The 25,138-nt window shown below is 57.2% G+C and carries 22 protein-coding genes; 11 read left to right on the top strand and 11 right to left on the bottom strand.

The window, feature by feature from the left end; genetic code table 11:
* Nucleotides 1-157 precede the first annotated feature (157 nt).
* From BM438_RS29730 to BM438_RS29715, 4 genes are all read right to left on the bottom strand, one after another.
* Complete coding sequence (locus BM438_RS29730; RefSeq protein WP_093641942.1) at nucleotides 158-1,039, bottom strand: HNH endonuclease signature motif containing protein; 882 nt, start codon at nucleotides 1,037-1,039, stop codon at nucleotides 158-160.
* Nucleotides 1,040-1,346: 307 nt separating this feature from the next.
* The gene (locus BM438_RS29725) at nucleotides 1,347-2,156 is read right to left on the bottom strand and encodes an FRG domain-containing protein (RefSeq protein ID WP_093641938.1); all 810 of its coding nucleotides are present in this window, start codon (nucleotides 2,154-2,156) and stop codon (nucleotides 1,347-1,349) included.
* 696 nt (nucleotides 2,157-2,852) lie between these two features.
* Nucleotides 2,853-3,374 carry a hypothetical protein gene (locus BM438_RS29720; protein ID WP_143131775.1) on the bottom strand — a complete coding sequence of 174 codons (522 nt, stop codon included), beginning with the start codon at nucleotides 3,372-3,374 and terminating at the stop codon, nucleotides 2,853-2,855.
* 54 nt (nucleotides 3,375-3,428) lie between these two features.
* A complete protein-coding gene (locus tag BM438_RS29715; RefSeq protein ID WP_093641932.1) occupies nucleotides 3,429-4,247 on the bottom strand; it encodes a DUF7946 domain-containing protein in 819 nt (272 codons plus the stop codon).
* Between the two features lie 579 nt (nucleotides 4,248-4,826).
* Here BM438_RS29715 and BM438_RS29710 point away from each other — a divergent pair.
* From BM438_RS29710 to BM438_RS29685, 6 genes are all read left to right on the top strand, one after another.
* Nucleotides 4,827-5,201, top strand: a complete 375-nt coding sequence (locus tag BM438_RS29710; RefSeq protein ID WP_093641928.1) for a CHAP domain-containing protein — start codon at nucleotides 4,827-4,829, stop codon at nucleotides 5,199-5,201.
* A gap of 8 nt (nucleotides 5,202-5,209) precedes the next feature.
* Nucleotides 5,210-5,662, top strand: coding sequence for a DUF3828 domain-containing protein (locus BM438_RS29705; protein WP_093641924.1), 453 nt, complete (start codon nucleotides 5,210-5,212; stop codon nucleotides 5,660-5,662).
* 80 nt (nucleotides 5,663-5,742) lie between these two features.
* The gene (locus BM438_RS29700; RefSeq protein ID WP_244179484.1) at nucleotides 5,743-6,087 is read left to right on the top strand and encodes a hypothetical protein; all 345 of its coding nucleotides are present in this window, start codon (nucleotides 5,743-5,745) and stop codon (nucleotides 6,085-6,087) included.
* A gap of 300 nt (nucleotides 6,088-6,387) precedes the next feature.
* Entirely contained in the window at nucleotides 6,388-6,954 is a 567-nt protein-coding gene (locus BM438_RS29695) for a hypothetical protein (RefSeq protein ID WP_093641921.1), read from the top strand.
* A gap of 1,367 nt (nucleotides 6,955-8,321) precedes the next feature.
* Nucleotides 8,322-8,909 (top strand): Imm49 family immunity protein, encoded by a 588-nt coding sequence (locus BM438_RS29690; protein ID WP_167378481.1) that lies wholly within the window; start codon nucleotides 8,322-8,324, stop codon nucleotides 8,907-8,909.
* A 590-nt stretch (nucleotides 8,910-9,499) separates the two neighbouring features.
* Nucleotides 9,500-9,973 (top strand): hypothetical protein, encoded by a 474-nt coding sequence (locus BM438_RS29685; RefSeq protein WP_093641913.1) that lies wholly within the window; start codon nucleotides 9,500-9,502, stop codon nucleotides 9,971-9,973.
* Between the two features lie 250 nt (nucleotides 9,974-10,223).
* Here the strand turns inward: BM438_RS29685 and BM438_RS29680 are convergent, their stop codons facing one another.
* From BM438_RS29680 to BM438_RS29670, 3 genes are all read right to left on the bottom strand, one after another.
* Nucleotides 10,224-11,177 (bottom strand): carbon-nitrogen hydrolase family protein, encoded by a 954-nt coding sequence (locus BM438_RS29680; protein WP_093641908.1) that lies wholly within the window; start codon nucleotides 11,175-11,177, stop codon nucleotides 10,224-10,226.
* A gap of 723 nt (nucleotides 11,178-11,900) precedes the next feature.
* Nucleotides 11,901-12,839: an alpha/beta fold hydrolase gene (locus tag BM438_RS29675; protein WP_093641904.1), complete on the bottom strand. Its 939-nt coding sequence runs from the start codon at nucleotides 12,837-12,839 to the stop codon at nucleotides 11,901-11,903.
* A gap of 94 nt (nucleotides 12,840-12,933) precedes the next feature.
* Nucleotides 12,934-13,248, bottom strand: a complete 315-nt coding sequence (locus BM438_RS29670) for a MarR family transcriptional regulator (RefSeq protein ID WP_307850383.1) — start codon at nucleotides 13,246-13,248, stop codon at nucleotides 12,934-12,936.
* Nucleotides 13,249-13,946: 698 nt separating this feature from the next.
* On the opposite strand from BM438_RS29670, the gene BM438_RS29665 reads away from it, so the two are divergent.
* The gene (locus BM438_RS29665) at nucleotides 13,947-14,471 is read left to right on the top strand and encodes a hypothetical protein (RefSeq protein WP_093641897.1); all 525 of its coding nucleotides are present in this window, start codon (nucleotides 13,947-13,949) and stop codon (nucleotides 14,469-14,471) included.
* Nucleotides 14,472-15,784: 1,313 nt separating this feature from the next.
* Here BM438_RS29665 and BM438_RS29655 read toward each other — a convergent pair.
* From BM438_RS29655 to BM438_RS29640, 3 genes are all read right to left on the bottom strand, one after another.
* Entirely contained in the window at nucleotides 15,785-17,755 is a 1,971-nt protein-coding gene (locus tag BM438_RS29655; protein ID WP_093641889.1) for an alkaline phosphatase family protein, read from the bottom strand.
* 564 nt (nucleotides 17,756-18,319) lie between these two features.
* Complete coding sequence (locus tag BM438_RS29645) at nucleotides 18,320-19,729, bottom strand: MFS transporter (protein WP_093641884.1); 1,410 nt, start codon at nucleotides 19,727-19,729, stop codon at nucleotides 18,320-18,322.
* A gap of 10 nt (nucleotides 19,730-19,739) precedes the next feature.
* Entirely contained in the window at nucleotides 19,740-20,312 is a 573-nt protein-coding gene (locus BM438_RS29640; RefSeq protein ID WP_093641880.1) for a hydrolase, read from the bottom strand.
* A gap of 232 nt (nucleotides 20,313-20,544) precedes the next feature.
* On the opposite strand from BM438_RS29640, the gene BM438_RS29635 reads away from it, so the two are divergent.
* Nucleotides 20,545-21,129, top strand: coding sequence for a TetR/AcrR family transcriptional regulator (locus BM438_RS29635; RefSeq protein ID WP_093641877.1), 585 nt, complete (start codon nucleotides 20,545-20,547; stop codon nucleotides 21,127-21,129).
* Between the two features lie 66 nt (nucleotides 21,130-21,195).
* Here the strand turns inward: BM438_RS29635 and BM438_RS29630 are convergent, their stop codons facing one another.
* Nucleotides 21,196-21,885, bottom strand: coding sequence for a glutathione S-transferase (locus tag BM438_RS29630; RefSeq protein WP_093641874.1), 690 nt, complete (start codon nucleotides 21,883-21,885; stop codon nucleotides 21,196-21,198).
* Between the two features lie 147 nt (nucleotides 21,886-22,032).
* Between BM438_RS29630 and BM438_RS29625 the strand changes: the two genes are divergently transcribed.
* The 3 genes from BM438_RS29625 to BM438_RS29615 all read left to right on the top strand — a co-directional run bounded on the left by BM438_RS29625 (nucleotide 22,033) and on the right by BM438_RS29615 (nucleotide 25,129).
* Entirely contained in the window at nucleotides 22,033-22,608 is a 576-nt protein-coding gene (locus BM438_RS29625; RefSeq protein WP_093641871.1) for a TetR/AcrR family transcriptional regulator, read from the top strand.
* Nucleotides 22,609-22,951: 343 nt separating this feature from the next.
* A complete protein-coding gene (locus BM438_RS29620; RefSeq protein ID WP_093641868.1) occupies nucleotides 22,952-23,662 on the top strand; it encodes a hypothetical protein in 711 nt (236 codons plus the stop codon).
* A gap of 273 nt (nucleotides 23,663-23,935) precedes the next feature.
* Entirely contained in the window at nucleotides 23,936-25,129 is a 1,194-nt protein-coding gene (locus tag BM438_RS29615; protein ID WP_093641864.1) for a GGDEF domain-containing protein, read from the top strand.
* Nucleotides 25,130-25,138 lie beyond the last annotated feature (9 nt).

The following is a 25,138-nucleotide window of genomic DNA, read 5'->3' as shown; positions in this document are numbered from 1 at the left end:
GGACGTTCAAGCGCGCGGCTGCGAATTTTCCAGACCGGCAGTCCCTACGAGCTTAAGCTCATGGGATGGATCGAGAGCGATAAGGCGACGAAAGCGCCCACCAGCAGGCGTAACGGCTATTTTTCCGCATGCATCGGAGCCCAGATACCGCCTACTCCTATACATTGACCGCGCGCCCGTGGAATTGCGCATATTCGCCCTTGCGAGCTTTATCAGCCACCCAGAACACGCCATCCCGGAATTCCGCTAGCCCTTTGTCCAGCAATCGATGGAGATCCGTCCGTACCATAACGCCATCATGCGCCTCGTTGTGAAAACGCCAGTTCCGACCGGGTAGGTGCGCCGCATCAAGCACCGCTCTCACTTCGGCTCCCGTCACAACGCATCGCCAGCGACAGCGATCACCGACGCGCAAGCGGAAAATGCTTTGCCGCATGCGCCTCTCCATCTCGACCGTCACCTTCTTCGAGTCAGTGCCCGTTCCTTTCGGTTCGGCACTCACGCCGCAAATTGAAGACAGGGGAAGCTCGAGATCGAGTACCGCTCTGATGCAGTTGGCAGAGTGGTGCATCCGGGAATCCTCGAACCAAAGGGATGGTGCCTTCGTGGCCCGCGCTCGCTCCGGCCACCACTTAATCTGCTTGCGATATGCCCTGTCCACATCATCGATCTCCAACGCCACATAATTTGTGATGTGTGTCTCGCCCATGTGAACAAACAACGCGTGCGTGGCACCATGCGTCTTTGCGCTACGCACGCGCGCCGCGACGTACTCGACAAAGTCCTCGTCCGGTTGATCTCCTGAGTCGAGCATTCCGAACTGGATGGCTGCGAATTTCTGTGGACCCGTCCAGCCTTGTTTCATCCAGAACCGCACCACTGTTTCATCCGCTGTTGTTGCGTCAACGAACTTCATCGCGCCATGCTTCGACGTGGCAACACCGGAAAACCCGTTCTGCTCGAGCAGGCCCGGCAGCAATTCAAGAATCAGTTCCTCGTTCCGGTACGACTCCGGACCTCTCGCCAGATCCTTCGACATGGTGGTCTCCTTCCAGTTTGGCGTGTATCTCGTCTTTGCCGCATCGTATCTGCAACTGACGCTATGCACCCCGTATGCGTGTCGCTAAGGGGGGGTCGAAATTGTGTGTTGCATGTCGGGGCTCCGATGCCAATCAATCATTCCCCGCACATACGGTTCAGCCGACGCCTATAGGTTTAGAGTCGCGCGTTCGTCGCGATCGGCAGGCCTTTTACGCGTGCGCAGCGCCGTGAACTCGATGCGGGTGTAAGTGCGCGACGGCGGCAGTTTGGACTGCTGGGGACCGTGGGTCACGGGATCGGGCTCCTCAGATATTGCCGGCGCCCGGTGCCAGCTGATCGTCTGGATAGAGGATGGCGTCGGCGATGCGACCGGCCACCCCGTCGAGGTCGGGGAACAGCACGCCGCGGTTTATGCCGGCCGTCTGCAGTTGGCCCCGCATCGGACCGAACGCGTCGGGCGGGATCCGGATGAAGCTCAGGCGCTTTTTGAAGTCCGTGTTTGTGTCGAGCGACACGTAGGTCATTCCCAAGCCGTCCTCGAACCCGCGATGCACGCTGAACCAGCCGTCTTGCGCAGCAATACGCCGTGACACGTGACGCGGCTTCAGGAGCTTCGTGCGGGTGATCTCGAGCGGCTTCTCGCGCTCGCCCGATTGGATCATGTCCGCGTCGGTGGCCGCCAAAAGCCACACCGCCGCCGCCTTCAACTTGCCGTCCGCCCCTTTGATGGCCGGTCGCTTGATCGCAAACCACAGGGCGGCCAGTGCGCTGCCCGTCCAGTCGAGCAGCCGCGTCGGCATCGCATGGTGTTGCGCGATCGCGAGCCAGTCGGCGTCCGCGAGTTCGACAGTCGATTCTAGATGCGGAATGCCGCGCTGCTTGAATTCGCTCAGCATGCGCTGTTCGGTGCCGGGCTTTACACGCTTGGCGTACTGCGGTCGCGCGATCCCTGGCTTCAGCAACCAAGACTCGTCTTCTTGACCACGAAACAGCGAGATACGGTAACCGAGGTCCGGAATCCCCTGGGTCCAGCGGTCGACTAGATTTAGAAAGGTCGCGAGATCGCGCGCCTCGCCCATTCCCTTTTTCGGTAGTTTCGTGATGGTGACAGTCATGAGTCACTTCCGTGATGGAGAGGTTGAAGTGTTGCGCAATCATGTGCTGCACGTGGCCCGTTTCGCCCGCACCCACAGCGCTCATCGACATGGCGGCTCAAGACTCCGGCGCTGGGCTCAGGTCGCTCAGAACTGAAGTCGCGCGTTCGATGTGCGCTGCCGGCGGACTTGCTCGGTGACGATTCAACATGAAGATCGCCGTCCTGCAATTCTGTGAGTGGTACGGTATTAGCCGACACACATACTATCGGACGCGCTTGCGCGGAGAACACCCCCACGAGATAGTGATTAGTCCGCGCCGTCGCGTGATCCTCGCCGCATCGCTGAAGGAGTGGAAGCGCCGCCGGCTGCCGGCAAGCGCTCCGCAGCAGTGATACTGCCGCACCCCATAAGAAAGCCCTGTACTCTTCGCGGGTCTTTCCCTTTCGGGTGTTGCTTCCTGAAGGATCTGTCTGGATTCTCATGAAGTTGTCCGCCCCAAAGATTGGTCCGGCACTGGCGAGCCGAGGGGTAAGACTTCTGGTCTTCCGCGCAGTCGTACGCTCAGGCTCTTGAAAAATGCCCTGGGTTTCGACTTTGATGGAACATACGATCGGCCGAAATCGGACCTGCTACAGCCCCTAGTTCCCAGCAATGTCAATTGGGTGCCGCCATAGGATTTCACTCATCAACTTCCTGCCGAATCGAAAAGCCGACCTATAATTTCATTTTTTCGGGCGCCGGGCAGGAAGCTGCTCCACGCCGACGCTCGGCTTGCTTCATATAATCGAACAACAGGCCCCAGTGTTCCTCTGAGGGATCTATTCCCTCTCTGAAATAGTCATTACTCCATGCGGTTGTTACGTAGTAGCTGAACATATAATCGGCAACGTCTGCATCGATCATTTGATTATTGACAAGAAGCGCCATTTCTTCAAAAAATGTAAGAAGTTTTCTTTTCTTGTCCCACATGCCCGGTAGCGCCAACTTATCCATTTCGACGCTATCGATTAAGCAGAGCACTTCGAACAAATCAGGAGTATCAAACAGTCGCCTGTGTTGGCCCAGAAAAAATTCGGTCCTTTTCAGCAGAGAAGCACGGTCGCGCTCATCGATTTCCTTTTGTTTCTGAGCGCGCAGTCGAGGGATTTCGTAGAATACCTTTACGAGCCCCACTATCCCGATTCCGAGCGCTGAAATCGTGCCCGCAATTGATACCCAGTCTTTCCAATCGCTCAAAGTCGCACAAATCTCCACTACGTATGTGCAATATTGTACCGGGTTGGCTCCCATCTATCGAACCTCAACCACATCTGCAACGACGTAACGCTTAACGGTACCCATAGCATTTTCGACCCTCCGCACCAGAAAGTGTAGTTTGCCTCCTTCACCCTTAACGCGATCATGCATTGATTTCGTAATAAGGGTCCTTAGTCGATGACTCGGATCTTCAATTAACTTAAATGACACAACGCGCCGGAGATTGTCATCGTACACTCTCCCATAATTTGTAAGTATATTAAATTTTGTGACATTTCCAATAACGTACTCATCGTCATCAGATTCCCCCCGAACATTAACATATTCGTTCGTCTCGGAATCGAAAGTGAGAATATCGCCCACGCGCTTACGTGACAAAACTAAAATAATATTTTCCGGGTCTTCGGCAATTGGTTTGTGCAGACTTGCCATCGCACTTTCCAAAGTGTCGGCAATCTCATCTATTTTCGCATCTTGCGACTCTACGAGTCGCTGTACATATGGAGTCACAGGGTCATAGTCCTTACCAACTGCGAATGACCAGCACCACGTCAAATAATCCCAATAACGGGGTGCAATAACGCTCGCACCCATTTTTTCGCATGTCGCGAGATCGAACACTACGTCAACTTCCACTTCGTAGCACCCCTTTTTGGGAGCGCTCGCAAATACGGTTGCTCCTGTTGCCGAGTCACCGCGTCTTCGCATCTGTTCATCGTTTGCGAACGAATGCGTAACAATGTTTACCGCGCGTGCAAGTCCCATTTCTGCCGTCGCTGCATCGTGGATCGGCAAGCGACCGTTATCAGCTTCCCCACCCTCGAATCGAATAGTCAACGTTACTTCCGTCATCTTTGTTTTTCCTTGTTATCGCTTTTCAACATGGTCTATGAAGCATGCTTCTTTCGCTACGCGTACATCACTCAGATAAGGCGTGCGACACGCACGCAATCGTATGTGCGGTCATGGATTGTTCGGCCCAACTATTTGCAAGGCGACGCCCACAGCGCATCGAGATGAGTAATGTCGTGGACCGTGAGGTCGGGTAGGTCCTTAGCGATCTCAAGGGATAGCAGATTGGCGCAACGTCTTAAAGTCAGGAATGGCGTTCGCACACAATCGCGTTCCGCCTGATGCAAGTCAGGCTCTGCGTTGGCGATCGCGCGTATCTCTGTATAACGGCAACCCGAAACAACTCTTGAGGAATCTGCCCGCAAAGTCCTCGGCCTCATATCAGAGATCACCGAAACGCCGTGATATGTGAAAGAGGTAACGAGCACGCTCCGCGAAGCGGGCCATTAACATAATGGCCGGCAGCACAATGTAACTGGCATAACATCGCCACTCCAAACCGAATTTCACAGCGACAACGAATCCCATGTGTTAGCTTTCCACCGCGAGCGCCAACTCAATCTTCAAGGGAGATAAAAAATGCCGTTCGATAAATCCTCAGCAGCGAGCTACGCAGACGACCATGCGCAATCGCACAGCACAGGTAACTGCGCAAAATACGTGCGCAAGGCCATCGAATCGGGCGGAATCTCACTGCACCACGCACACTACGCCAAAGACTACGGCCCACTTCTTGAGGCCGTCGGCTTTCGCCAAGCTACCGGCGATCCGCAGAAAGGCGATGTGATCGTGATACAGCCAGCCCCAGGAAATCCTTCGGGGCACATGGCGATCTTCGACGGCTCCGTATGGGTGTCCGATTTCAAGCAGACGCCACATGGCTCACAAGGCTTCTATCCGGGACCGTCCTATAGACAATCGCAGCCGGCATACAAAATTTATCGCTACAACTGAGACGAAAGATGAAGAAGCTATTGACCCTCGCCGTGTCGGTACTGCTGCTGGTTGGCGGGTTGCTTTTCCAGCAAGGGGCGTTCGCGGATAGCACGACTCCTGACGCAAGCACGAAAGCGTTCTACGCCTGGTATATCAAGCTGGAATCCAAAGAGACCTATCCTTTGCTGGACAAGGGCATCTATGCCTACGTGACCAAAGCGACGGTCGACAAACTCCGAAGTGCTTACCGCCATAACAGGCTGCCTGGAGACGCCGACTATTTCACGAAGGTCCAGGACTACGACGAACAGGACTGGTCGAACAACATCGCAACACACCACGCGATCATGCTCGACGACGTTGCGGTCGTTCCGGTTACTTTCGGCTCGAAAGACAAAATCAGTGTGCTGGTGTTTCTGCGCAAGCTGGGCGACAGCTGGAAGATCACCAAAGTTGATGACACGCTCGATTATCAATAGTCGAGTCTAATGTCGGCGGTTACGTTGCCGAACCGCTGATGCAGGTTCAAGGCCTAGCCGCGCTAGAGATCAGAATAACCATGCGCATCCTGAAGAAAATTGTGATTGTCTTGGCGGGCCTGGTTGCTCTATTGGTAGTCGGCTGGCTGGGGATAACCACGGGCATCCCGGGAGCTCCCAAATCCAGACCTTGCAGTGAAGCATGGGTCAACGACGTGGCAGAGCGCTATTTCGACATTTCGGATGGAGAGGGTCACGGGCCCGACCCAGGTAGCTGGGAGTGGCTGGGTTCGGTAGAGAGAAAGGCAAAGTTGCCCGTTCGGGCAGATCTTCCTGACGCCCAGCGGTGCGGACTGATCCAGCAGCAACTCGAACGCCATACCTTCATCATTAACCAGCCGCTTGGAATCACGATCTCATTCTGATGGTGCAGTGAAGTCAGAATGTTCATTCGTCTAAGCGACGGCTTCCGATTAGCAATCGTCCGTATAAAGCGGGTGTTGCTGCGTCGAGGTGAACGGTTATGGCAAGAGCAGGAAACTCACTTTAACCCCGTCGCCCGTCAGGGCGGCGGTGGAGGCTCGCTAGATGATTTTCAGTCGAGATTACTTCGCCAGCAACGAGCGCGCCGACACTGAGCACCACCAAAAAGCTCAGGAATCGCCTTTCCGTGCCGATAATAGTTTGGCGGGCAAGTGCCCGTTCACAGATATTTTGGCTAAGTCATGAAGCGAGCACTATTCTCTCCGATTCTGTTCCTGTTCGCCCCGATGGCACACGCTGGACTCGATGTCACCGCGTACAGTGAGCTGACTGTGGTTGATTCGCCGGTGCTGTCATCCGATGGGTGGCCGCAAGCAAAGAATCAAGTCATCCTGTCTCCAGTGGATTTCCCTGACCGATTTCGCGGACTCGAGAGTGACAAGGTGTACCAGTTCGGGGCGTCTTTCGACTTCAGAGCTGGCTCCTATTCCGGCTACAACATCTGGCGAAATGAACTGGCCAAGCTTGCCGGATATCCGCCAAGCGTGTCGTTTCGAAACAAAGTCATCGAAGTGAGATACGACGAAACGGCGTGGAAGGACAATCATGGACCATTTTGGGAACTAATCGATTTCTCTGACGCGGAAGGCGTGATCGGCCCAGAGGTGTGCCGAAAGGTCTACCAGGATTTCGTCCAGTATCGCAATCAGGCGGCCCAAGTACCTGATAAATACTTTTACGAGTCTTACAGTGACTGGATGAAGGCCTTTGAGATGTGCTCGAAAAATGGCGCAATCGTGTTTCACTAGGGCCTTCGCAGGGGGAAGATTTCGGTGTTGATTGTCGAGCTCTCTTCGCGTACCACGACCGCAGCGGCTAATTCTTTGGTGCGAATGTCTGGTTTTGAGAAACGCGGAAGACCGCTCCTGGTCGGGTACGGAAGTTCAGCGTGAGCCGAGACTAATGATATCCCGGCGGACCTTGGACTTCCGGGTTCGTTTAGGTTTGTTCGACGCCTGCCCTTGTCTGCTGCCGCGTGAGCGCACGATGACGCATGCGGGCAGACGTTGGACAAGCCTAAACGGAAGCGGCCGATCAACGCCCGGAGCTAATTCGTGCAAGCGAGATTGAGTCACAACTCAGGCAGGGTGAAGCGACGAAACTGGACGTTCAAAGGAATTTTCCCGCAGATGCGTAAACACCCGATTGCCCTTGTTCTTGCTGCTGGCCTAGCGTGCCTCAGCAGTTACTCCTCCGCAGTTGAAGCACAAACACCATGCGCACACTTCGGAAAAAAATTGTCCCGGTTGCAACAGCAGCATCCACATGTCGATATCTCGAACCTAGGCTCGCGAGAACTATGTTTCGATAGCTGCACTGGAGACCAGACCCGGGCTGCTCGGTTCTGGGAACAAGCTGCACCGGTTTCGGCCGACGCGATCCGAACTGAGCTGACTCAATACGCCGATACGACTGGTTATGCGACAGAAATAGCGATACCTGGCCGATCCCAGCCTATCGTTAGAATCTCGCGACGTGTGGGAACGGCCTATTGCGTCCGCGATACCTATCTCACCCGCGCTGCCGATGGCTACCGTTTGATAAGTAACTCAATTCTCGATGATTTCTCTCAAGAAGCCGGGTACTGTGGCAGATCGTTTGTCTACTTCGAAACGTGGCGAAGCCGCTCTTACGCCGTTCTCTGGGACGAAGGAGAAACCAACACGGACATAGCTGTTTACCGCGTGACGCCGTCACTTGATGTGGAGAAAGTTTGTTCTATTCGAAGAACGAGCAGAACAGCGGCCGATGAGTAGCCGCAGGAACAGGAGCCGTGGCCTGCGTTGAGGATCGCGAAACGGATGAAGGGCCGCTATCAAGAACGTTGAAGGACCGTTCCGGGCCAATCTGAGCCGATCGGCGTCGGGCAGAGTTCAGCCATCGACAGTCGTTCGACAACACTAAAATGGAGATCTGAGTGGCCACAAGTGATGTTTAAGCGAGAGCTAAGAGGCTGGCGCATATCGGACAGCATATAAGCGCCACAGATTTGCCGGAGCTGATTCGCTCTATCGAGACCAACACCGGCGACCCACGCGCTTGTGTGATGCTCCTAAGGTCGCATGCAACCGCCGAGGCAATAGCCACCTGGTTTCGTCATCAGGACCTGACTGCAATGAAACAATGGTTCTATATTGCAGGCAATCTGACCAAGATGGCCTATCGAATGACCAGTGACACGTTTTCTCCAGGTGCGAAAATGTTGGCGCTGTTGCCGCCTTTGTTGTCCGACAACGATTTGCTCGTGAATTGGTTTCTTGGTCACGATGCCGCTTACGATCTACGCCGAATCGAAAATCACATGACCCACGACTTCTGGGCGTATCAGGCGACCATAGCAATTCGGGGAGACTGGCAGCGGTTGGTAAGTCGATGTGAGCGCGTGCTTGCAGAACCGCCAGGAGCAAGTGGGGAAAAGAAGTATCTAGGTGATCACCGATTTTATATAGCGCTTGCACGGGGCGATATTCCCGCCATGGAGGATGCTATCCGCCAGATCGTCACACCAAGAGCACTTTCAGCTCGAGCTAACGACGAAGGCGGATTCACTAAGGATCTGATCTCGACTCCAGCGGTGATTTACGCAAAAATTGCGTGGCGACATGGATATCACCTCCAGATAGACTCGCCTTTTATTCCGCAACAATGGCTGCCGGTTGCGCCCTTGGACTTGTACCGCAATCGTTACGATTTCTTGGCATAGCCGCTTGCGAACGTCGGTTTTGCGCTTCTGGAACCGTCCGTCCCTTACGGGTCAACCACGGTCTTATACCTACCACGGAAGCGGCCATTTGCTGCACGCGGGAAACGATGCGTCGCGAGCGACCGCTTCTGCCGATGAACCTCCATCGCCTGCTAAGTCCGGGCACTGACGAAAACCGCTACGCCTGCGCGCTGACTGTCGACGTAGAGACGACTAACCATGCGTCCTCTGTGGTCTTCGAATTTGCGACAACACGCCAACCTCCGCCGAGGTCTTATCCAATCGGCCAAACGCTAACACTTAGCCTGCCTGATTGACCGCTACGCTGCTGCCTTGATTTATAATCATCAAGCCATCGGGAAACACCCGGCGGTCAGGTTTGGAAGCCTGCTAGTTGAACCCGCACACCCGCTCAGGCGGGTCGTGCGTCTACCTCTGCACGTCTATATTCAATGGGCGGGCCGTGGTGGGGGAGCCGCAAGGCTCGCCGGTTTGGTTCAGCGCCGGTCTTCCAATCCCGCTTCGTGCCCGCTCACCCACTTCCCCGAGTGAGTGTCGGGCGATCCGAGATGCACCAGGGAGGTCGCACCATGAACAGCAAACCTACAAAACAATCTCAACCCGCTTCACGCCCGCCTGTCGACGCGCTCCAGTACGAAAAGCTTGCGCTCTCCACCTTCGATCTATGCAACCGGCAGTTAAGCCAACTCAACACACTGATCACACTTGCGTCCTCAATGTGTAGGAATCCTGCCATCACGAGCGACGAAAGGCGACGTCAGCAGACCATGCTTGAATTGCTTGTCGACATAGCAGAGCAATATCAGCGGGAACTCGAGTGTGACCGTGAGCTGTATCAGGTGATCGCGCTCGATGCGAAGGGCATCCCTCAAAGCCGCATCACTGCGAGCCGTGCAGCGCGCCTTCTCGCAGAGGCGTCACAAATAGCGACGACGGAAACACCAGCAGCCCCGAAGCCGCGCCCGAGCAAACAAACGTCAGCCAAATCCGCGACAGACGAAGAAGCAGACGCAGCCCAGCAGCCGGCTCCGACGCAGCACTAACCATCAAGAAGGCGAGCGACTTCAGTCGTTCAGATTTGTAGGATGCCTGCCCTCAGTCACGAGCATGTGCGAACGCCACAAGCAAATGTGGGCAGGCGTCGTATAAACCTAAACACGTTCAGACGTTCGACATCGGTGCACAGATCGCCGACAATCGATAGCACGTCTCGGCGACGCCGTTGGCACGAACAGCGTCCGAAAGAAACCGTCAATCCTTCCCTTACGGCATGGCGCCCGAATATCTCGTCATTCAGGAGCCGCTGCCGAATCCGTTTTTCTCGAACACCACGGGAGGCATCGCCGCTTCGTTGACATGCAGACGGAAGATATCCGGACGCGAGTAGTGCCCCGCGACGTCAAAGTCATATTTCGCCCGGGCAAGGTCGTTGAGGTCGAGGTCGGCCACGAGCAATGCGTCTTGCTCAAAAATGGGACCGGCAATGAGCTCGCCAAGCGGGCCGACGATGCAGCTTCCACCGCTCATCAGCACAGTGGCCGGATCGTTACCCTGGATTGCGGCATAGTCGGTTGGACAATCCGATCGGCGCAGGTGCTGGCAGGCCGACAACACAAAACAGCGCCCCTCCAGGGCAACGTGCTGCATGGAGGAAGCCCATGTCGGTCGACTGTCAGCGGTGGGCGCACAGTAAATCTGAACACCTTTGGCGTACATCGCCATACGCATTAATGGCATGTAGTTTTCCCAGCAAATGACTGCGCCGAGCCTGCCGAACGGTGTGTCGAAAACCGGAAGCGTCGACCCATCGCCATAGCCCCAGATCAGCCTCTCGCCGGCAGTTGGCATCAGCTTGCGATGTTTACCGAGCAGCGTACCGTCCGGGCCAAAAAACAACGCAGTGCAATACAACGTGCCATGGTCCCGTTCGATTACGCCGATCACAACGTATTGTTTGTGGTCGGCGGCAAGCTCACCCAACCGCTGAGCGCCGGGACCTGGTACCTCGACCGCGCTGTCGTAGTAACGCCGATAGTCTTCGCGCCCAGCAGCGGTTCTCCCGCCAATTGTCGAGCCGAAATCGAGCCCCTTAGGATAGGCTGAGACAAATGCTTCGGGAAATACGATGAGTTGAGTGCCTTGTCGCGCGGCGTCGGCGGTGAACGTCGCGACTTTATCGATGGTTCTGTCCGCATCGAAGACGACGGATCCCGATTGCACAACCGCAGCACGTAATCTCTGTTGCATCAGAATGCTCCATTAGATGTAAGGGCGTGCAATCGAAACGCTTAGGCTCGCTCGCAGATAACGTCTGCCCACGGCCGTGGATTGCAAGCCGATCTCGCTCATCGCAAGCTCAATCGCAACTAATTCGAGCTGGAAATTCGTTGATTGCGAACACGGTCGCCGAGGATCGCGGCCACTACGAGTATAGGTCGCCAGCAGGTAGAGCTTGCTGCCTGTTCGTCGGGATAGAGCGAAACGTTCGACGATTGGTTGTTCAGGCCGCAGCGGGAGTTCGTAGTCGGGAGGTTGAGTGGCCGCTTTATCGGCAGGGTTGGGACCTTCGGAGCTTACTGAAGGGCGGCAACGGGTCGATCACGGAAATCCGGATCGACTCGGTAGCGCTGGTTCGCTGCCTCGCTTCGAACTTCCGGGTCCGGCCAAGGAGGGCCCTTCGGGTTGGGCCGGTGAACGTCTGCTGATAAGCTGCAAGCTGTCTTCTCGGGCTTGCGCCAGATAATTTGTGGACTTGTTTGCGGGTGCAGACCTTTCTGTGGCCAAGCCCTCGCGTTGGTGGGACCAGTCCAGCTACCTGCTACCCCTGAACTGAGTTCTCACTGGTGCTGCATTAGACGCTCGGCGCGCACCTCAAGCATGCCGCCGGCATCCGCGCCGACTCCCCGCGGTTAGTCAGTCAGCAACCAATCGCCGGTGCTGGCGTGCCCGATCAATGCCCGGAGTCGATGGTCATTCATCCGCTTGTCGCAGATAGAACGCGTCGAGAAACTCGTTCATCAGTGCCGCTATGTCATCCACTTTTTCATCAAGTGCAAAGTGGCCTGCGTCGAGCAGATGGACTTGCGCATTTGGCAAATCACGCTGGTAGGCAGCAGCTCCGGCCGCAATGAAGGATCTGTCGTAGCGTCCCCACAGGATGAGCGCGGGAGGCTGTTGCGTTCTCATCCATTCTTGCCAAGCTCCATAGGCCGCCACGTTCGTACGGTAGTCATAAAGCAGCGCGGCCTGGATTTCAGACTGGTCCGGACGATTGAGAAAGGCGTACTCGTCCGTCCAGGTGTCCGGGCTGTAGCGTTCGGGGTTCGGACTCTCACCGTCGTGACGATATTTTGTACTTTCGAACGATGTGAACGCGGTGAACACTTCTGGATGCGCGGCAGGATCAGCCCAGTACTCCTTGATGGCCGTCCACTTTTTCCCAAGACTTTCCTCGTGGCTATTGGCGTTCTGGATCACTAGCGCTTCAAGACGCTCGGGATGTGCCAGCATGATTCGGAATCCAATCGGACCGCCGTAGTCCTGCAGGTAAAAGCTGTAGCGGTCGATGTGAAGCTGCTCGAGCAGGCCAGTGATCGTTTCGGCGAGATGATCGAACGTGTAGGCGAACTGCGAAGGCGGTGGTGCGTCGCTGTGGCCGAAGCCAGGATAGTCCGGTGCGATAAGGTGATAGTGTGTCGCGAGCAACGGAATGAGGCTATCAAACATCCGTGACGACGATGGAAACCCGTGAAGAAGCACGATGGTTGGTGCGTCTTTGGGGCCCGCCTCTCGATAGAAGACGCCAACACCGTCAACTTCCGCTCGGTGATAAGTGATCGTCGATGAGGACGATCCGCTCGGATCAGTCCTGCGTGGGCGGGAATCGGTAGGCGGACTCTTTGTATTCATGGAGACTCCGTTATTAGGTAACGTTGGAGCGGCATGTTAAGTCTGCGTCCTTCATTCCCTGGCAGCAGACGACATTGCTCGTCAGTGCGCGACATCAGATGGCGATGCCAAGGCTACGGCGTAATTGAATCAGATCAACCCGCAATTGTTCAAATGACTGACGGTTGATGCCGGTGGCTCTCAAGGCAGTCGTCGAAATGATTGCGACCGCTGCTTTGAGCGCTCTCCCATCTTCGCCCCGGGTAATCACCACCTGACGTTCGTCAGTGGATTCGTGTGAACGATTGACGCGCCCAGCCGCTTCCAGACGTTTCAGAAGTAGGGTAAGCGTGGCGGAGTCCAGGAACACTCGCTCGGCGACCGTCCTCAACGTTATGCCATCGTGCCCCCACAGCGCCGGCATGACCAGACACTGCGAATGCTAGCTTATTTTCGAGGACGAAACATTCCTAGCCGCCCATCTGGCGAACAGTACGGGGCGCGTAAGCTCTGCGCCGGGCCGATCCGCGCGCGAGGAGTTAGGAAGCCTCCCGACAAGCGCGGCTGACGAAGCCGCCGTAGTCGCCCCTCACGACCGTCCGCACTACTCCGAAGTTGAGACCTTCCGAAGCCTCTTTTGAGAGGCAGTTGAGGCATTGCCCGTTGTGTCGAGTTCTGCCTCAGACGCGGCCTCTGTCGGCGACTCCGCAGCATGTATTGTGGTTGCTGGTAGGCTCGTAGCAATAAGTGCCGTAATCAAGGAAATTTCGATGCTTCGTGTGTGGTTCATTTGAGGATCTCGAAGATACGCGCGCCAGACGGCGGGGGGCTTTATTTTGTAATCGAATAGTAAGCGAGCGCGACTCTGTTGGCTACCAAAGCCTGCAGCTTCTTTACGTCAGTCAACGGCATAGACAAAAAAGCGCGCGACGGAGGCCGGTTTCGATGCAATCGGAAGTCCTAAAGCGCTGTCCGGACAGCACCGGTCATTGCACCGCATGCCACGAGTCGGCGACAATCCAACTAGAAAAGTATTCAGCAAAAACGAAGCATCTAAACGCGTACCTTCTGCATCGCCGATCGGCCTTCTAACTTTACCGATCGGCGACAAAAATTCGGGCTAACAGGATGAAGACGAGCGCGGAAAGGAAAGTAGAAAACTATCGGGGCTTCACGTTCGCAGGGTTTATTTCGGGCCTTTGGTTCTTGTTTTTCGCGCTTCTGCCGATCTGGCATCCGAAGGTGCATATCGACAAATGTCCGGTTGACTTAGCGGGGAACGTGATACCTGATCGAACCGTCGATGGATTGCTGGCAGCGACGGCCGGCATCTACTTCGTTCATCGTGATGGAGTGGACGACTCAGTAATCGGGACTTGCGCCGGAAAATCGCCTTCCTGCAACAACCTGATACCTCAACTATCGGGGCATGTTGGCGAACCCATCCACGTTGAGTACTGTGGCCGTACCGCCTCCAGTGTGATTTTGGCAGGAAATCACATCGTAAGGTCCCACCCCTCCGTTTCAGAAGCAACCACTGATGAACGAGCTCTTTCGGACAGGCGTCTCTGCATCCTGTTCGGCAGCGCATTGTTGCTTTGGGGCATGCTTTCGTTTATCAAGCTGCTCCGCGTTAAAAGTGAAGCAGCATGAAGACTACTATGATGCTGGCAGAACAAAAGCGGGAGCGCGTAACGGATCGTCTGAATGGGTTGTTGTACGGGGCGCCCCTTGGACGCAATGACATCGCTTGCACCAGCCATCTCGCAGTCACGCACGATCCTGCGTGCAGCGTGCCCGTCACGAGCAACTCACGGAGAAAGACTCTTGAAAAGCACACTTATCCTAGCTGCGCTTGCGGGATTGTTAGGGGTTCCCGTGGCGCATGCGCAAAACAGCGCGACGTATATCGGACTGAGCAAGGCTCATGTGAGATACATGGCCGCCCCAGACAGCGAGCATTGGTGGTCCACTTATTACGACACGCCGCATTGTCGGCGGTTTGGATTGGGAATGATGGAGGATCTCGGACCGCGCTTCCACTCGCATTTCGTGCTCGAGACCGATCCGATGTCGTCGACAGAGCGCCGGTTTGGTGCGATGGCCACTATGCACGCGCAGCAAGAGTCCAGAAGCGCTGACACGGTTACGTTTTCCATGCCGCCGCTACCGTGGTGCTAGACAGGCGTGTTGCCACGTGCGACGGCTATCGCGTTGTTCCGCAAAAGATGTCTTGGACGCGGTAGCGGTGCAGTGATCGCTCGTCGTGTCCCTGTCCGAATGTCCGTTCTCGAATACACGGAAGGACGGCTCCGGGTCGCGTGTTGTCGATCGAAACCGAGGGAGTTCGAGTCGCCGAAGCGGTTGACATGAGGCAGCGCGCGGCCATTCGACACCCGCACTTAGATCGCCGACAATCGCGGTGTGTTGGAAGTCTTGGCACGTACTTGAGATCATGCTCTGCTAAAAAACTGCATAGTGAGCCAATGTTAAAAAAACGACTATCGTTTCTTTTTTCCGTCCTACTTACCATAAGCCTTTGGGCCGGGAGTTCAATTCTTATCTGCGATAACTCATCGCTAAATGTTCGTGTGTCCCTTGGCTCAAGCTTCGGAGGCGTGCTCGCGGTCTACGCAATCGCGCTTGGCTTTGCGACGCTCGGAACTACAATTCAATACTTTTATGTTTTTGCGGACAGGGGTACTGCAACTCGACCGACGATGTCGAGTAAGCGCGCCTGGCTTTTTTTAGGCGGGCTAGCTGTTTTCCTTTGGGTGTACAAGTGGGCAATCAGCCATATCTGCTCCTGAAGTTCAAAACAAGCGGCGCGGTATCCGTAATACATTCTCGTGGATCGTAAGTCGAAGACGAATGCCTGCTAATTAGCAACGCCCGCACAAGGCGGGCGTTGCTGCATCGAAGCCAACTGTTATGCCAGAGCCGCCCCTGCGCTCCATCTCAGACTATTACGGCGTGCGCGGAAACTCGAACGCTTCGAACAGATCGTCGATTGCGGGCGCATTAACCGGCACATACGGATGCGTCTGCAACTGGATCGGATTCGGCAGATTGTCGCGGCTTCTATGCGTGATCGGCTTCAGACGCCAGTTGCGATCGATGAACTTCACGATCGAAGCATGATCCCCGTACTGATGCACGACACGTCCACCGCGGGAGTACGGCGACACGACGATCATCGGAATGCGCGGGCCGTCGCCGAAATAATCGAGCGGCTGGATGTAGCCTGAGTCGTAGTAGCCGCCACCTTCGTCAGTCGTGACAAGAATCGCTGTCGAGGCCCACAAACTCGGGTCACGCTGTACCGTATCGACCAGCTTGTGCACGAACGATTCAAAGAGTCCGAACTTAGATGACTCCGGATGCCCGTCGAGCAGACCGCCCGGCTTCACGAAAGAAACCGCAGGCAGCGTGCCGTTCGCAATGTCCGCGTACAGATCGGTCGTGTCCTGCAGGTGCGCTTTGACGAGCGCGGGGTTCGTCATGATCGCGGTTTCATACAGGAACGGGTTGCAGATATTGCAGTAGACACTCGTGGCCGGCGTAGTCACAAAGGTATTCCAGCCTTCGCCGTAATACTTCCACGAGATGTTCTTCTCGATCAGCGTATCGGCGATCGTCCGCACCGGCGACGGCGGGATCGTGAACGTACTCGTATTGACCGTGCCGTCCCCGTTGTAGCCCGGGTTGTAGTTGTTCAGCAGGTAGTACGTGTTCGGCGCGCACTTCGCGTCCGGCTTGTACGGCAGGCGGTTCAGGTACTGCCGCAGTGCGCCGGGCCCGGACTGATGACCATCCGAGCAGTTGCTGTACGAACCGCCTGAATAGCCGTCCTGCGTGTACCAGTTGTTGGTGTTCGCCAGCGGCAGCGGATTTTCGATCTGATCAGCCGGCGGCTTCGCGGCATTGCCGTTGCCGTCTGTGTAGTAGAGCGCATCGGCGGTGCCTATCATGATGCTGTTTGCGCCCGTGCCGCCCATCACCGGCTGGTGATAGTTGTCGCTGATCGTGAATTCACGCGCGAGATGTGTGAAATACGGCATGTCGCCGGTATTCACGTTGTAATAGCCGAGCGCGGTCGCTCCTTCGCCGGTTGTCTCGTCGTTGAAATTCGCGGGCCGCGGCTGGCCATTCGAACCGGCGCCCACCGACGTCTCCACCCACGCGAACAGATCCATCTGACAACCGCTCGGATTATCGAGCGTGGCGTGATCGAGACTGCAATCGGCCTCTTGCCAGTTCTGGTAGAAGCGGTGAACCGGACTATTGATGTATTGGTCATAGTCGGGACCGACGCGCGAGATCTGATACGGCCCGTTCGGCAGGTTATACGTGTTCGAGCCGAAGCGCGTATCGACGCTATGCGTCGGCAAGCCGCTCGCACCGGTGGTCAAATGCACGACGTCCCAAGGCTCCATCATCGCGCCCTCGGTGGCCTGCGCCGCCGCGAGCGTAGCGAATGGCGGTGGACTGGTATCGCTCGGTGTGCTTGCCGTAGAGCCGGTATTTGGCGCCGGCAGCACTGTATATGGCTGCTTGCCGCCAGGCGCCATTTCGAAGCGGTTCGGGTCCGTCGCACTGGCCGTGTATTGCGCGGCCAGCGCGAAGTTCGGACCCGGGTGGCCGTCGGCCGTGATGATGCCCTTCGACAGCAGGTTCGCCACCGTCTGCCCCTGGCGTGGCGTGTACGCGCCGAATACGTGATCGAACGTGCGGTTCTCGCCGACCACTACGATGACGTGCTTGATCGGCGACGCAGTGTTCACTGTCGCAGCCGCTATCGCGGCCTGCTGCTGGCTTTGTGCCACGGTCGGCCAGATAGCCGCGGCAAGCGCGACGGAAACGGCGCCGCAAAGCAGGCCGCTTCTAAATATTGGGGTACTAATTACATTGGCAATTTTTTTCACGAACGCCTCCATGACGTTACTCGGATGAGCAAGCGATAACGTGGCGTGTGGAAACGACGGGCAGCCCCTACGTGGGGATGCTGCCTCTATTACAAAGCGTTACGAAGGAAAGAAATTATCGGGAGGGAATGACAATACGGGGACGAAAAAAAGTCGATAGTGTGTGAATCTTCTAACGAATCACTTTCATCGCGATTCACTTTGCATAATTCGCTCGCAGATCCAAACTGAACAACGATGATGCGCTCACAGCAAAGGCCGCGCCGGGGTGCTGCCGAACATCGACGCGATGAATACTGCCGCGTACATTCGCTGGCAGGGATGGGCAGTGTTGATCGCATACTTCCTGCTGCTTGGCTTAGTCACTCTACGTTTTCAACCTGGTCTTCACTCTTTCGCGTTCGCCTTGCTGGTCGCGTTGTTGAGCCTTGCCCTTGTGGCCGTATGTTGGTTGAAGGGAGAACCGCCTCGCTGGCGATGGGGCAATGACTAAGTCCATCAATTAGCTGCGGGCTCGATATCGCACGCGACACCCCAATGTCCGCATCGGCGGGTAGTCGCTCCGCCCGCTGCCGTTCACACCGCGGCGATTCGCGGAATCGTGCGATCGAATATTGTGGCGACAAACAGGCAGGCGCTCAACACACCCATAACGATGGCCAGGCTGTGCAGGCCGTGATCGCTCGCAGTTTTGCCATATAAGGCGCCAAGGAGGCTGGTCGCCGCGATTGCACCCAGATATCCAGCGGTGCGCTGGAGTCCCGCAGCAGTGCCGATCTCGTCGGCCGGCGCCTGCAGATAGACGGCAGTCTGAGTGGCTGTGGAAAACATGCCTTGAGGCACACCGAAGCACATAACCGCGGCGGCGATGATCCATGCGGACTTGCTGCTGTCGATAAAAAACAGGCAGATGCATCCGGCCAGCGCTGCGCCAATGCTGACGATAAACGGCCCTCGAATGCCTTTTGTGCGGCCGCCTGTCACAGAGGAGACGGCGGCGAGCAGCGACATCGGCATGGTGATGAGGCCCGCTTGACTAGTGGAGAAGCCGGCGCCACTTTCGAGCCACTGAGCGAATCCGTAGAGGATGCAATACACGATCATCAGGACCGCCCCTGCGCGTAGATAGGTTACCGTCAACGGTCGGTTGCGGGCCAACATCCGCACATCGATAAACGGCTGCTTGCGTCGCGCCGAGTGAAGCACGAGCGCAACACCGAGAACGGCGGCGATAGGCAGCATGCTCCAGACTGGGCGGTCGAGATTCATCAGGAAAATCATCAGGCCGAGCAAGAAGCCAGTGAACAGCAGGATGCCCACCACGTCGAGCTCTGCCATCAGACGCGCAAAGCTGCCATCGCGCGGCTGATCCTTTGGCACCCACAAAAAAACCAGCAGCGCAGCGAGCAGCGCGAGCGGCGTGTTCACGGCAAAGATCGAGTGCCAGCCGAAAGCGCCTGTCAGTACGCCACCCAGCAAGGGGCCGATGGCCAGGGTGGAGACCCCCGCCAGCGAGAGAATGCTCATGGCGACGCGTGGCGGCGCCGCACCGAGCCGATCTGCCTGGACGCGGAAGATGCGCATGGCCGACGGATAGGCGCCAGCGGTGCCGATTCCTAGTGCCACCCGCACCGCGATCAAGACGCCGAGCGTGGGAGCAAAGCGGCCGACCAGCGCGGATATCGCGACGATGAAGAGAGAGATCAGGTAAATCCGGCGTGGGCCGAATAGATCCGCCAGTCGCCCCATGGTCGGCTGGGCCACGGCGCTTGCCAGGTAGAGCCCGGCAATAAGCCATCCAGCCTCCGCGACGCTTGCATGGAAGTCGGTCGCAATTGGCACCAGCGCGGTAGAGATCATGGTCGAATTGATCGGATTCAGTACGGCGCCGAGCGCTAGCGGTGCGATGAAACGGAAGCCGAAGCCCGCCTGTTGTTCGTTCGGGCGAGCGGGATCGGCGCCGGTTGTCAGCGGATTGCTTTGCATTTTGCGTGGCTCAGTTCTTCAGATCGATGTCATCGGACTTCACCACGCGTGCAAGTAGCGGAAAGATGTTGTCGACTGCAAACGCGTGCATGTCATGAGACAGCCCCGTCGTCGCATCTTCGGCGATCACGACGTCGTAGCCATGCTCGTAGGCCTGGCGCGCAGTGGATTCGACGCCCATATTGGTGGCGATGCCGGCGAGCACCACCGTTTTGACGTTCCGGCGCCGCAACTGCACATCGAGATCGGTGCCGTAGAACGCGCCCCATTGATGTTTCGTCACGAGAATGTCGGACGCGTGAGCGAGTTCTTCGACGAGCTGGCTGAAGTTCGCCGGAAAGCCCCCTTCCGGACGCGGAAAAGGACGGTCCACTGGCTGTTTCAGCACATCACCGAAGTCCGCCGCGAAGGCGACATTGACCAGTACGACCGGTGCCCCGGCAGTCCGGAAACGCGCTGCTAGCCGGCCACCGGTTACTGCCACCTGAACGCCGGGGCGGGGTGCCAGAGCGGGGATCGACACGATGCCTTGCTGGAGATCGACAAGAATGAGCGCTGTTGTAGTCGCGGGAAGAGCGAGCATGATGGGAGCCTTACGGTGGATTCGAGGAGGTAACCGACACCCAAGCATAACTCTATTTGAGTATTTGCTCAAATAGAGTTATGTGGCCGAGGGCCGCCGTAACTGGCAAACTGACGGCATGTCTTCGACTCCCGCCAAAACTAAAGCTCAATCTGCTGCTCCGCGGCCCAATCGTGAACGGTCAGCGCTTGCGCCGCAGCGTGGTGTCGGCCGTGAGCGCGTCGCCACGTTGATGGCCGCTGCGTCGAAGGTTATTCAGGAGCGTGGTTTTGATGCCGCAACCATGGCCGAGATCGCGGCGCGCGCGGACACAAAAATCGGTTCGCTCTATCGTTTCTTTCCGAACAAGGAAGTGCTGGCCGATGCACTGATGCAGCGCTACAGCGAGTTGCGTGATGCCCAATGGGACGAAATCGATGCCCGTGCCCGAGTGGTGTCGATAGACGAGTTGGCCGATTTGCTGGTCGACTCCATTGCGGAGATCCACGACGAGAGCAAGGCGCTCGTCGCTTTGCTGGATGCCCGTTCCGAATGGTCGGGCAAGCGACTCGAGTATCGCGAGAAGGCGCTCAAGCGGATTGTTGGCACGCTGCGGCTCAGGGCGCCGACATTGCCGGGAGAGACCGCCGAAGACATGGCGGTGGTATTGCTCAACAACATGAAGACGATGGTGGCGATGACGCTCGACAAGTCGGCTCCGACCAGCCCGGGCGGCCCCGCCGAGTTGCGTCTAATGAACCGGCTGTATCTCGCCAGCAAGCTCGCTGGCCACGAACTGCCCGCGGCTCAGGCCGGGGCGCCACCATCAATCCGGTAGCGGCCGTTCCAACAAGTCACCGCTTTCGTCGCAGCGCTGGTTCGTGCCGGTCAGTTACGGCTGGGCTCAGGGGTTGGCGAACACCGGCTGGTTCCGGACGCTCTGACGCTCCAACATTCTCGCGTACCAGGCTTGAAGCGCCTTACAGTCCTCAGGCACCGGCAGCTTCACAAGCATCGCAAAGATCAAACCACCGATGACAGTGATGTCGGCCATCGAGAAAGTTTCGCCCGCGACATACGGTTGCCTTTGCAGAACTGCATCAAAGTAGCGCATACCCCTCATCGCTTTGTCGCGTTGACGGAACCCCCACTCCGGGTTTTGATACGTCTCGACGTCGGGGCCCAGTCCCGGTGTGCCGTGATGGAAGTAGACGCTGATGGCGTCGAGCAGTTCCAACTCGGCGCGCTTGCTCATCATGTGGATGATGCCTTTTTCGCGCGGTGTACTACCCGTGAGCGTGGGTACGCCATCGAGCGCGTCGAGGTATTCGGTAATGGCGGTGCACTCGGCAATACAGGTTCCATCATTGAGTTCCAGCACCGGCAGCGTACCCGAATAATTCTTGCCAGCGATGAACTCGGGCTTCTTATGCTCGCCTTTGTAAAGATCGACCATCACGAACTGGACGCGCAATTCCAGCCCTTTTTCAGCCAGAGCGATGCGGACGCGTGTCGGATAGGGCCCTGTCGGGAAGTCGTAGACCTTCATCACAGGCAGTTGCGCTGCGTCGAAATTGACGGTATTGGAAGTCATTGCGGGGACACTCCGTAGTCGGTTGCATCGGATCGGGCGACGTGAAGACACGTCGCTCACGTAATCTACCTAACGTTTGTTAGGTTAACCATATAAGGTACAATCCGAGGTGTCAACACCCATTTCCTTTTTGCGGAGGCTGAAGCGGTGAGGAATGACGCGAGCTCAAATTCGAGAGAGAGAATTTTGGTAGCCGCCACGAGGCTCGCGCAGACGCACGGCTACGGCGGGTTGAATTATCGTGATCTCGCGGACGAGGTTGGTATCAAGGCCGCGAGCATCTACCACCACTTCGAAAGCAAAGCCGATCTCGGTGCAGCGGTAGCGAGGCGTTATTGGGAAGATTCAGCGGCGGCTCTGGATGACATGCTGGCCCGATCGCACGATCCGCTGTACTGCCTGCGTCACTATCCGGATACATTCCGCAAGGCGCTTGAGACCGGCAATCGCATATGCCTTTGCAGCTTCATGGCCGCCGAAACCGACGACCTACCGGAAGTCGTGATGAAAGAAGTCCGGACCTTCGCTGATGTGAATGTGGCGTGGCTGAGCAAGGTTCTGTCCGCAGCCGCAGTGGTCGGCTCTCGTGAAAGCAAACACCGGGCTCGCGCAATCTTCGCCGCCATCGCCGGCGCTCAGCTCATCGCGCGGAGCCGTTCCGATCTCTCCCTCTATGACGCACTAATCGAAAATTACCGTAAAGCGGGCCTTTTGCCCGCATAGCAGTGCAACGATCAGTGAAACGCGCATTGGAAGGGATGCACTAGGCGCGCGACCCGCACGACAAATCAGGTGAGACGACCGTTTGATCCCGGTAACCAGTCGTTCGCTGTGCGTAACGACGACCGGCCGCTCCGGGTCGACTCCGGTCCCACGTCTCGCTCGGAATTTGACATTCGCTGAATGTTGAAACGACGGATCTCAGATGACTGCAATGGATGATAACGCCGTGAATGAGACTGATGCGATAAACGACTTCGGCGTATAGGGCCTAAAATTAAAAATGGCGCCAGTCCCTTTGTGTGGGGCGGCTCGCCCTATTCTCTTCTGTCCACGGCAGGCGGCCATGAACACTCACGATGCGCCTTTTGTTCGCCCGGTGCTGGCTGCACTTTGCGCGGCTTCGCTCGCCACACTCGCCGCGTGCGGCGGAAGCGCCTGCTTCGGCTTCGACGGCTGTAGCGGCGGAAACGGGACACCGAACGTCGCCGTATCCGGCACGGCAGCCACCGGCAAGGCGCTCGCCAGCGCGACGGTTAACCTCAGTTGTGCGTCGGGTTCGGGCTCCACCTTGTCAGACGGCGGTGGACACTACAGCACGACCCTCAACGCCACGCTTCCCTGCATCCTCACCGTGACCGCCGGCGGCACGACCCTGCATTCGCTGGCATTTGCCGGTGGCACTTTCAATACGACGCCTGAGACCGAACTGATGCTCGTCTATCTCGCTTCGCAACTTGGCACAAACGAAACCAGTCTGATTGCGAACTTCCAGAACAATTCACAGTTCCAGCGGGTGCTGGAAAATCAGACCGATGTACTGGCTGCGCAAACGGCAGTTGTCGCGAATCTGCAGCAGCGATATGCGCTCACGCTGACGGCACCGGCGTTTCTGACGACGCCGTTTGTCGTCGGGCAAGCAGGGGTGGACAGCGATCTCGGCGCGCTGGCGACAGCAGGCGCCATCGACGTCAATGGCATGCCCAATCCGGCTGCCGTCTCGCTGCTGTCCGCGGCGGGCCTCGCCCATCCACTCACAACGACGTCCACACCTTGATCAGGCACTGGCGGAACAGGGAGTGCCCGCGGCGGCAGGAGATCCGCTAGATGATTTTCAATCCTGCACGCATCAAATTCCGATCTCGATACCGGATGCGACACTATCGCCTTGCCCGAGGGCTCCCACTCACCAGGCGTACAATCCTCTGACCATATCGGGTGCCACGTCCATTTTTGGGAGAGTCGTCAATGGCGGCTGACGATGCACGCCCTGAGAACCGCCAACCCATAGGCCCGGCGATTTCGTGGCCGGCAGCGGAGAACGAGCCACATGCCCGCTCAGATAACGCCCAATCAACTCGTTCAATTGATCATCCCAGGTATCACGGCCGTCTTTTCGCTCGGTTTTGCCTGTGCATGGCTCTACGATAGACGACTGCGCTATCTGCGCTTTCTCTCCGCTTCATTTGTCGCTTTCGCACTCGGTTCGGCAGTGCAGATCTGTCACCTGCCGGATGAATGGCGATTGAACGCGCTTATATCGGCAACGTTTTACGTGTTAAGCATTCAACTGTTGGCGGAAGGTGTTTTGCGCAGAGCAGGGCTTCACTTGCGGCTCGCGACGCATGCGTCGATGTTCGCGCTCGTGCTGGGCGGCATGTATTACTTCTCCTTCGTGACGTCAAACCTGCTCGTGCGCGTCTACATTCTGAATCTCAGCGCCGGGCTGTTGATGGTGTTTACCGCGGTCCGTTTCAGGAAACGCTGCAATGGCCGCACCGTCAACCACGTTCTTCTCTGGGTGCTGCTGATCTTCGGCGCCAGTTTTTTCATCAGGACGCCGCTCACTACGATCCAACCCTTGCCGCATAGCACTGCGCCGTTCGCGGGAACCATTTTCTGGGTCTTGCTGCAGTTGTCGCTCGCCCTGATGGGCGCTGTGTTGGGGCTCGTGCTGCTGGCCGCCGCGATGTCGGACGTGATCGACCGGCTGACTCTCGAACGCGATCTCGACTCGCTCACCGAAACGTTGAACCGGCGCGCGTTTGAACGCATAGCGGGCCGCCGCGTCGCGGACAAGCGAAGCTATCCGCTCGCGCTGATCGCTTTCGACATCGACAACTTCAAGTCCATCAACGACCGTTATGGGCATGCGGCCGGCGACGCGGTGCTGCGCCGGTTCGCCGCAATCCTGCGCGCCGCGGTGCGCGAGAAAGACGTGGTGGCGCGCATCGGCGGCGAGGAGTTCGTGCTTCTGCTGCCGGGCGCTGACGACAAATTCGCGTATCAGATCGCCGAGCGCTTGCGCACCGTGCTGGAGTCTTCACGCTTCAATGAAATCGAGGCTACGCTGTGCGTTACGACGAGTGCCGGCATTGCCCGGTATCGGCCTGGCGAGGCGGTCGGGGCGTTGCTGGCGCGCGCCGATCACCTGCTCTATGCGGCGAAGCGCGCGGGGAGGAACCGGGTGGTCACGGAGCCATTAGGTCAGACGTGGAGTGCCCCCGAGTTTGATATCGTGTGATCGCCCGAC

It is taken from the genome of Paraburkholderia aspalathi (assembly GCF_900116445.1).
In the GTDB taxonomy this organism is placed as follows: Bacteria; Pseudomonadota; Gammaproteobacteria; order Burkholderiales; family Burkholderiaceae; genus Paraburkholderia; species Paraburkholderia aspalathi.
This window is presented reverse-complemented; position numbering and strand designations above follow the sequence as displayed.

Coding starts and splice junctions, on each gene's coding strand:
- BM438_RS29730 (WP_093641942.1), bottom strand. CDS start 1,039: ATGTCGAAGGATCTGGCGAGAGGTCCGGAGTCGTACCGGAACGAGGAA.
- BM438_RS29725 (WP_093641938.1), bottom strand. CDS start 2,156: ATGACTGTCACCATCACGAAACTACCGAAAAAGGGAATGGGCGAGGCG.
- BM438_RS29715 (WP_093641932.1), bottom strand. CDS start 4,247: ATGACGGAAGTAACGTTGACTATTCGATTCGAGGGTGGGGAAGCTGAT.
- BM438_RS29710 (WP_093641928.1), top strand. CDS start 4,827: ATGCCGTTCGATAAATCCTCAGCAGCGAGCTACGCAGACGACCATGCG.
- BM438_RS29705 (WP_093641924.1), top strand. CDS start 5,210: ATGAAGAAGCTATTGACCCTCGCCGTGTCGGTACTGCTGCTGGTTGGC.
- BM438_RS29700 (WP_244179484.1), top strand. CDS start 5,743: ATGCGCATCCTGAAGAAAATTGTGATTGTCTTGGCGGGCCTGGTTGCT.
- BM438_RS29695 (WP_093641921.1), top strand. CDS start 6,388: ATGAAGCGAGCACTATTCTCTCCGATTCTGTTCCTGTTCGCCCCGATG.
- BM438_RS29690 (WP_167378481.1), top strand. CDS start 8,322: ATGAAACAATGGTTCTATATTGCAGGCAATCTGACCAAGATGGCCTAT.
- BM438_RS29685 (WP_093641913.1), top strand. CDS start 9,500: ATGAACAGCAAACCTACAAAACAATCTCAACCCGCTTCACGCCCGCCT.
- BM438_RS29680 (WP_093641908.1), bottom strand. CDS start 11,177: ATGCAACAGAGATTACGTGCTGCGGTTGTGCAATCGGGATCCGTCGTC.
- BM438_RS29675 (WP_093641904.1), bottom strand. CDS start 12,839: ATGAATACAAAGAGTCCGCCTACCGATTCCCGCCCACGCAGGACTGAT.
- BM438_RS29665 (WP_093641897.1), top strand. CDS start 13,947: ATGAAGACGAGCGCGGAAAGGAAAGTAGAAAACTATCGGGGCTTCACG.
- BM438_RS29655 (WP_093641889.1), bottom strand. CDS start 17,755: ATGGAGGCGTTCGTGAAAAAAATTGCCAATGTAATTAGTACCCCAATA.
- BM438_RS29645 (WP_093641884.1), bottom strand. CDS start 19,729: ATGCAAAGCAATCCGCTGACAACCGGCGCCGATCCCGCTCGCCCGAAC.
- BM438_RS29640 (WP_093641880.1), bottom strand. CDS start 20,312: ATGCTCGCTCTTCCCGCGACTACAACAGCGCTCATTCTTGTCGATCTC.
- BM438_RS29635 (WP_093641877.1), top strand. CDS start 20,545: ATGGCCGCTGCGTCGAAGGTTATTCAGGAGCGTGGTTTTGATGCCGCA.
- BM438_RS29630 (WP_093641874.1), bottom strand. CDS start 21,885: ATGACTTCCAATACCGTCAATTTCGACGCAGCGCAACTGCCTGTGATG.
- BM438_RS29620 (WP_093641868.1), top strand. CDS start 22,952: ATGAACACTCACGATGCGCCTTTTGTTCGCCCGGTGCTGGCTGCACTT.
- BM438_RS29615 (WP_093641864.1), top strand. CDS start 23,936: ATGCCCGCTCAGATAACGCCCAATCAACTCGTTCAATTGATCATCCCA.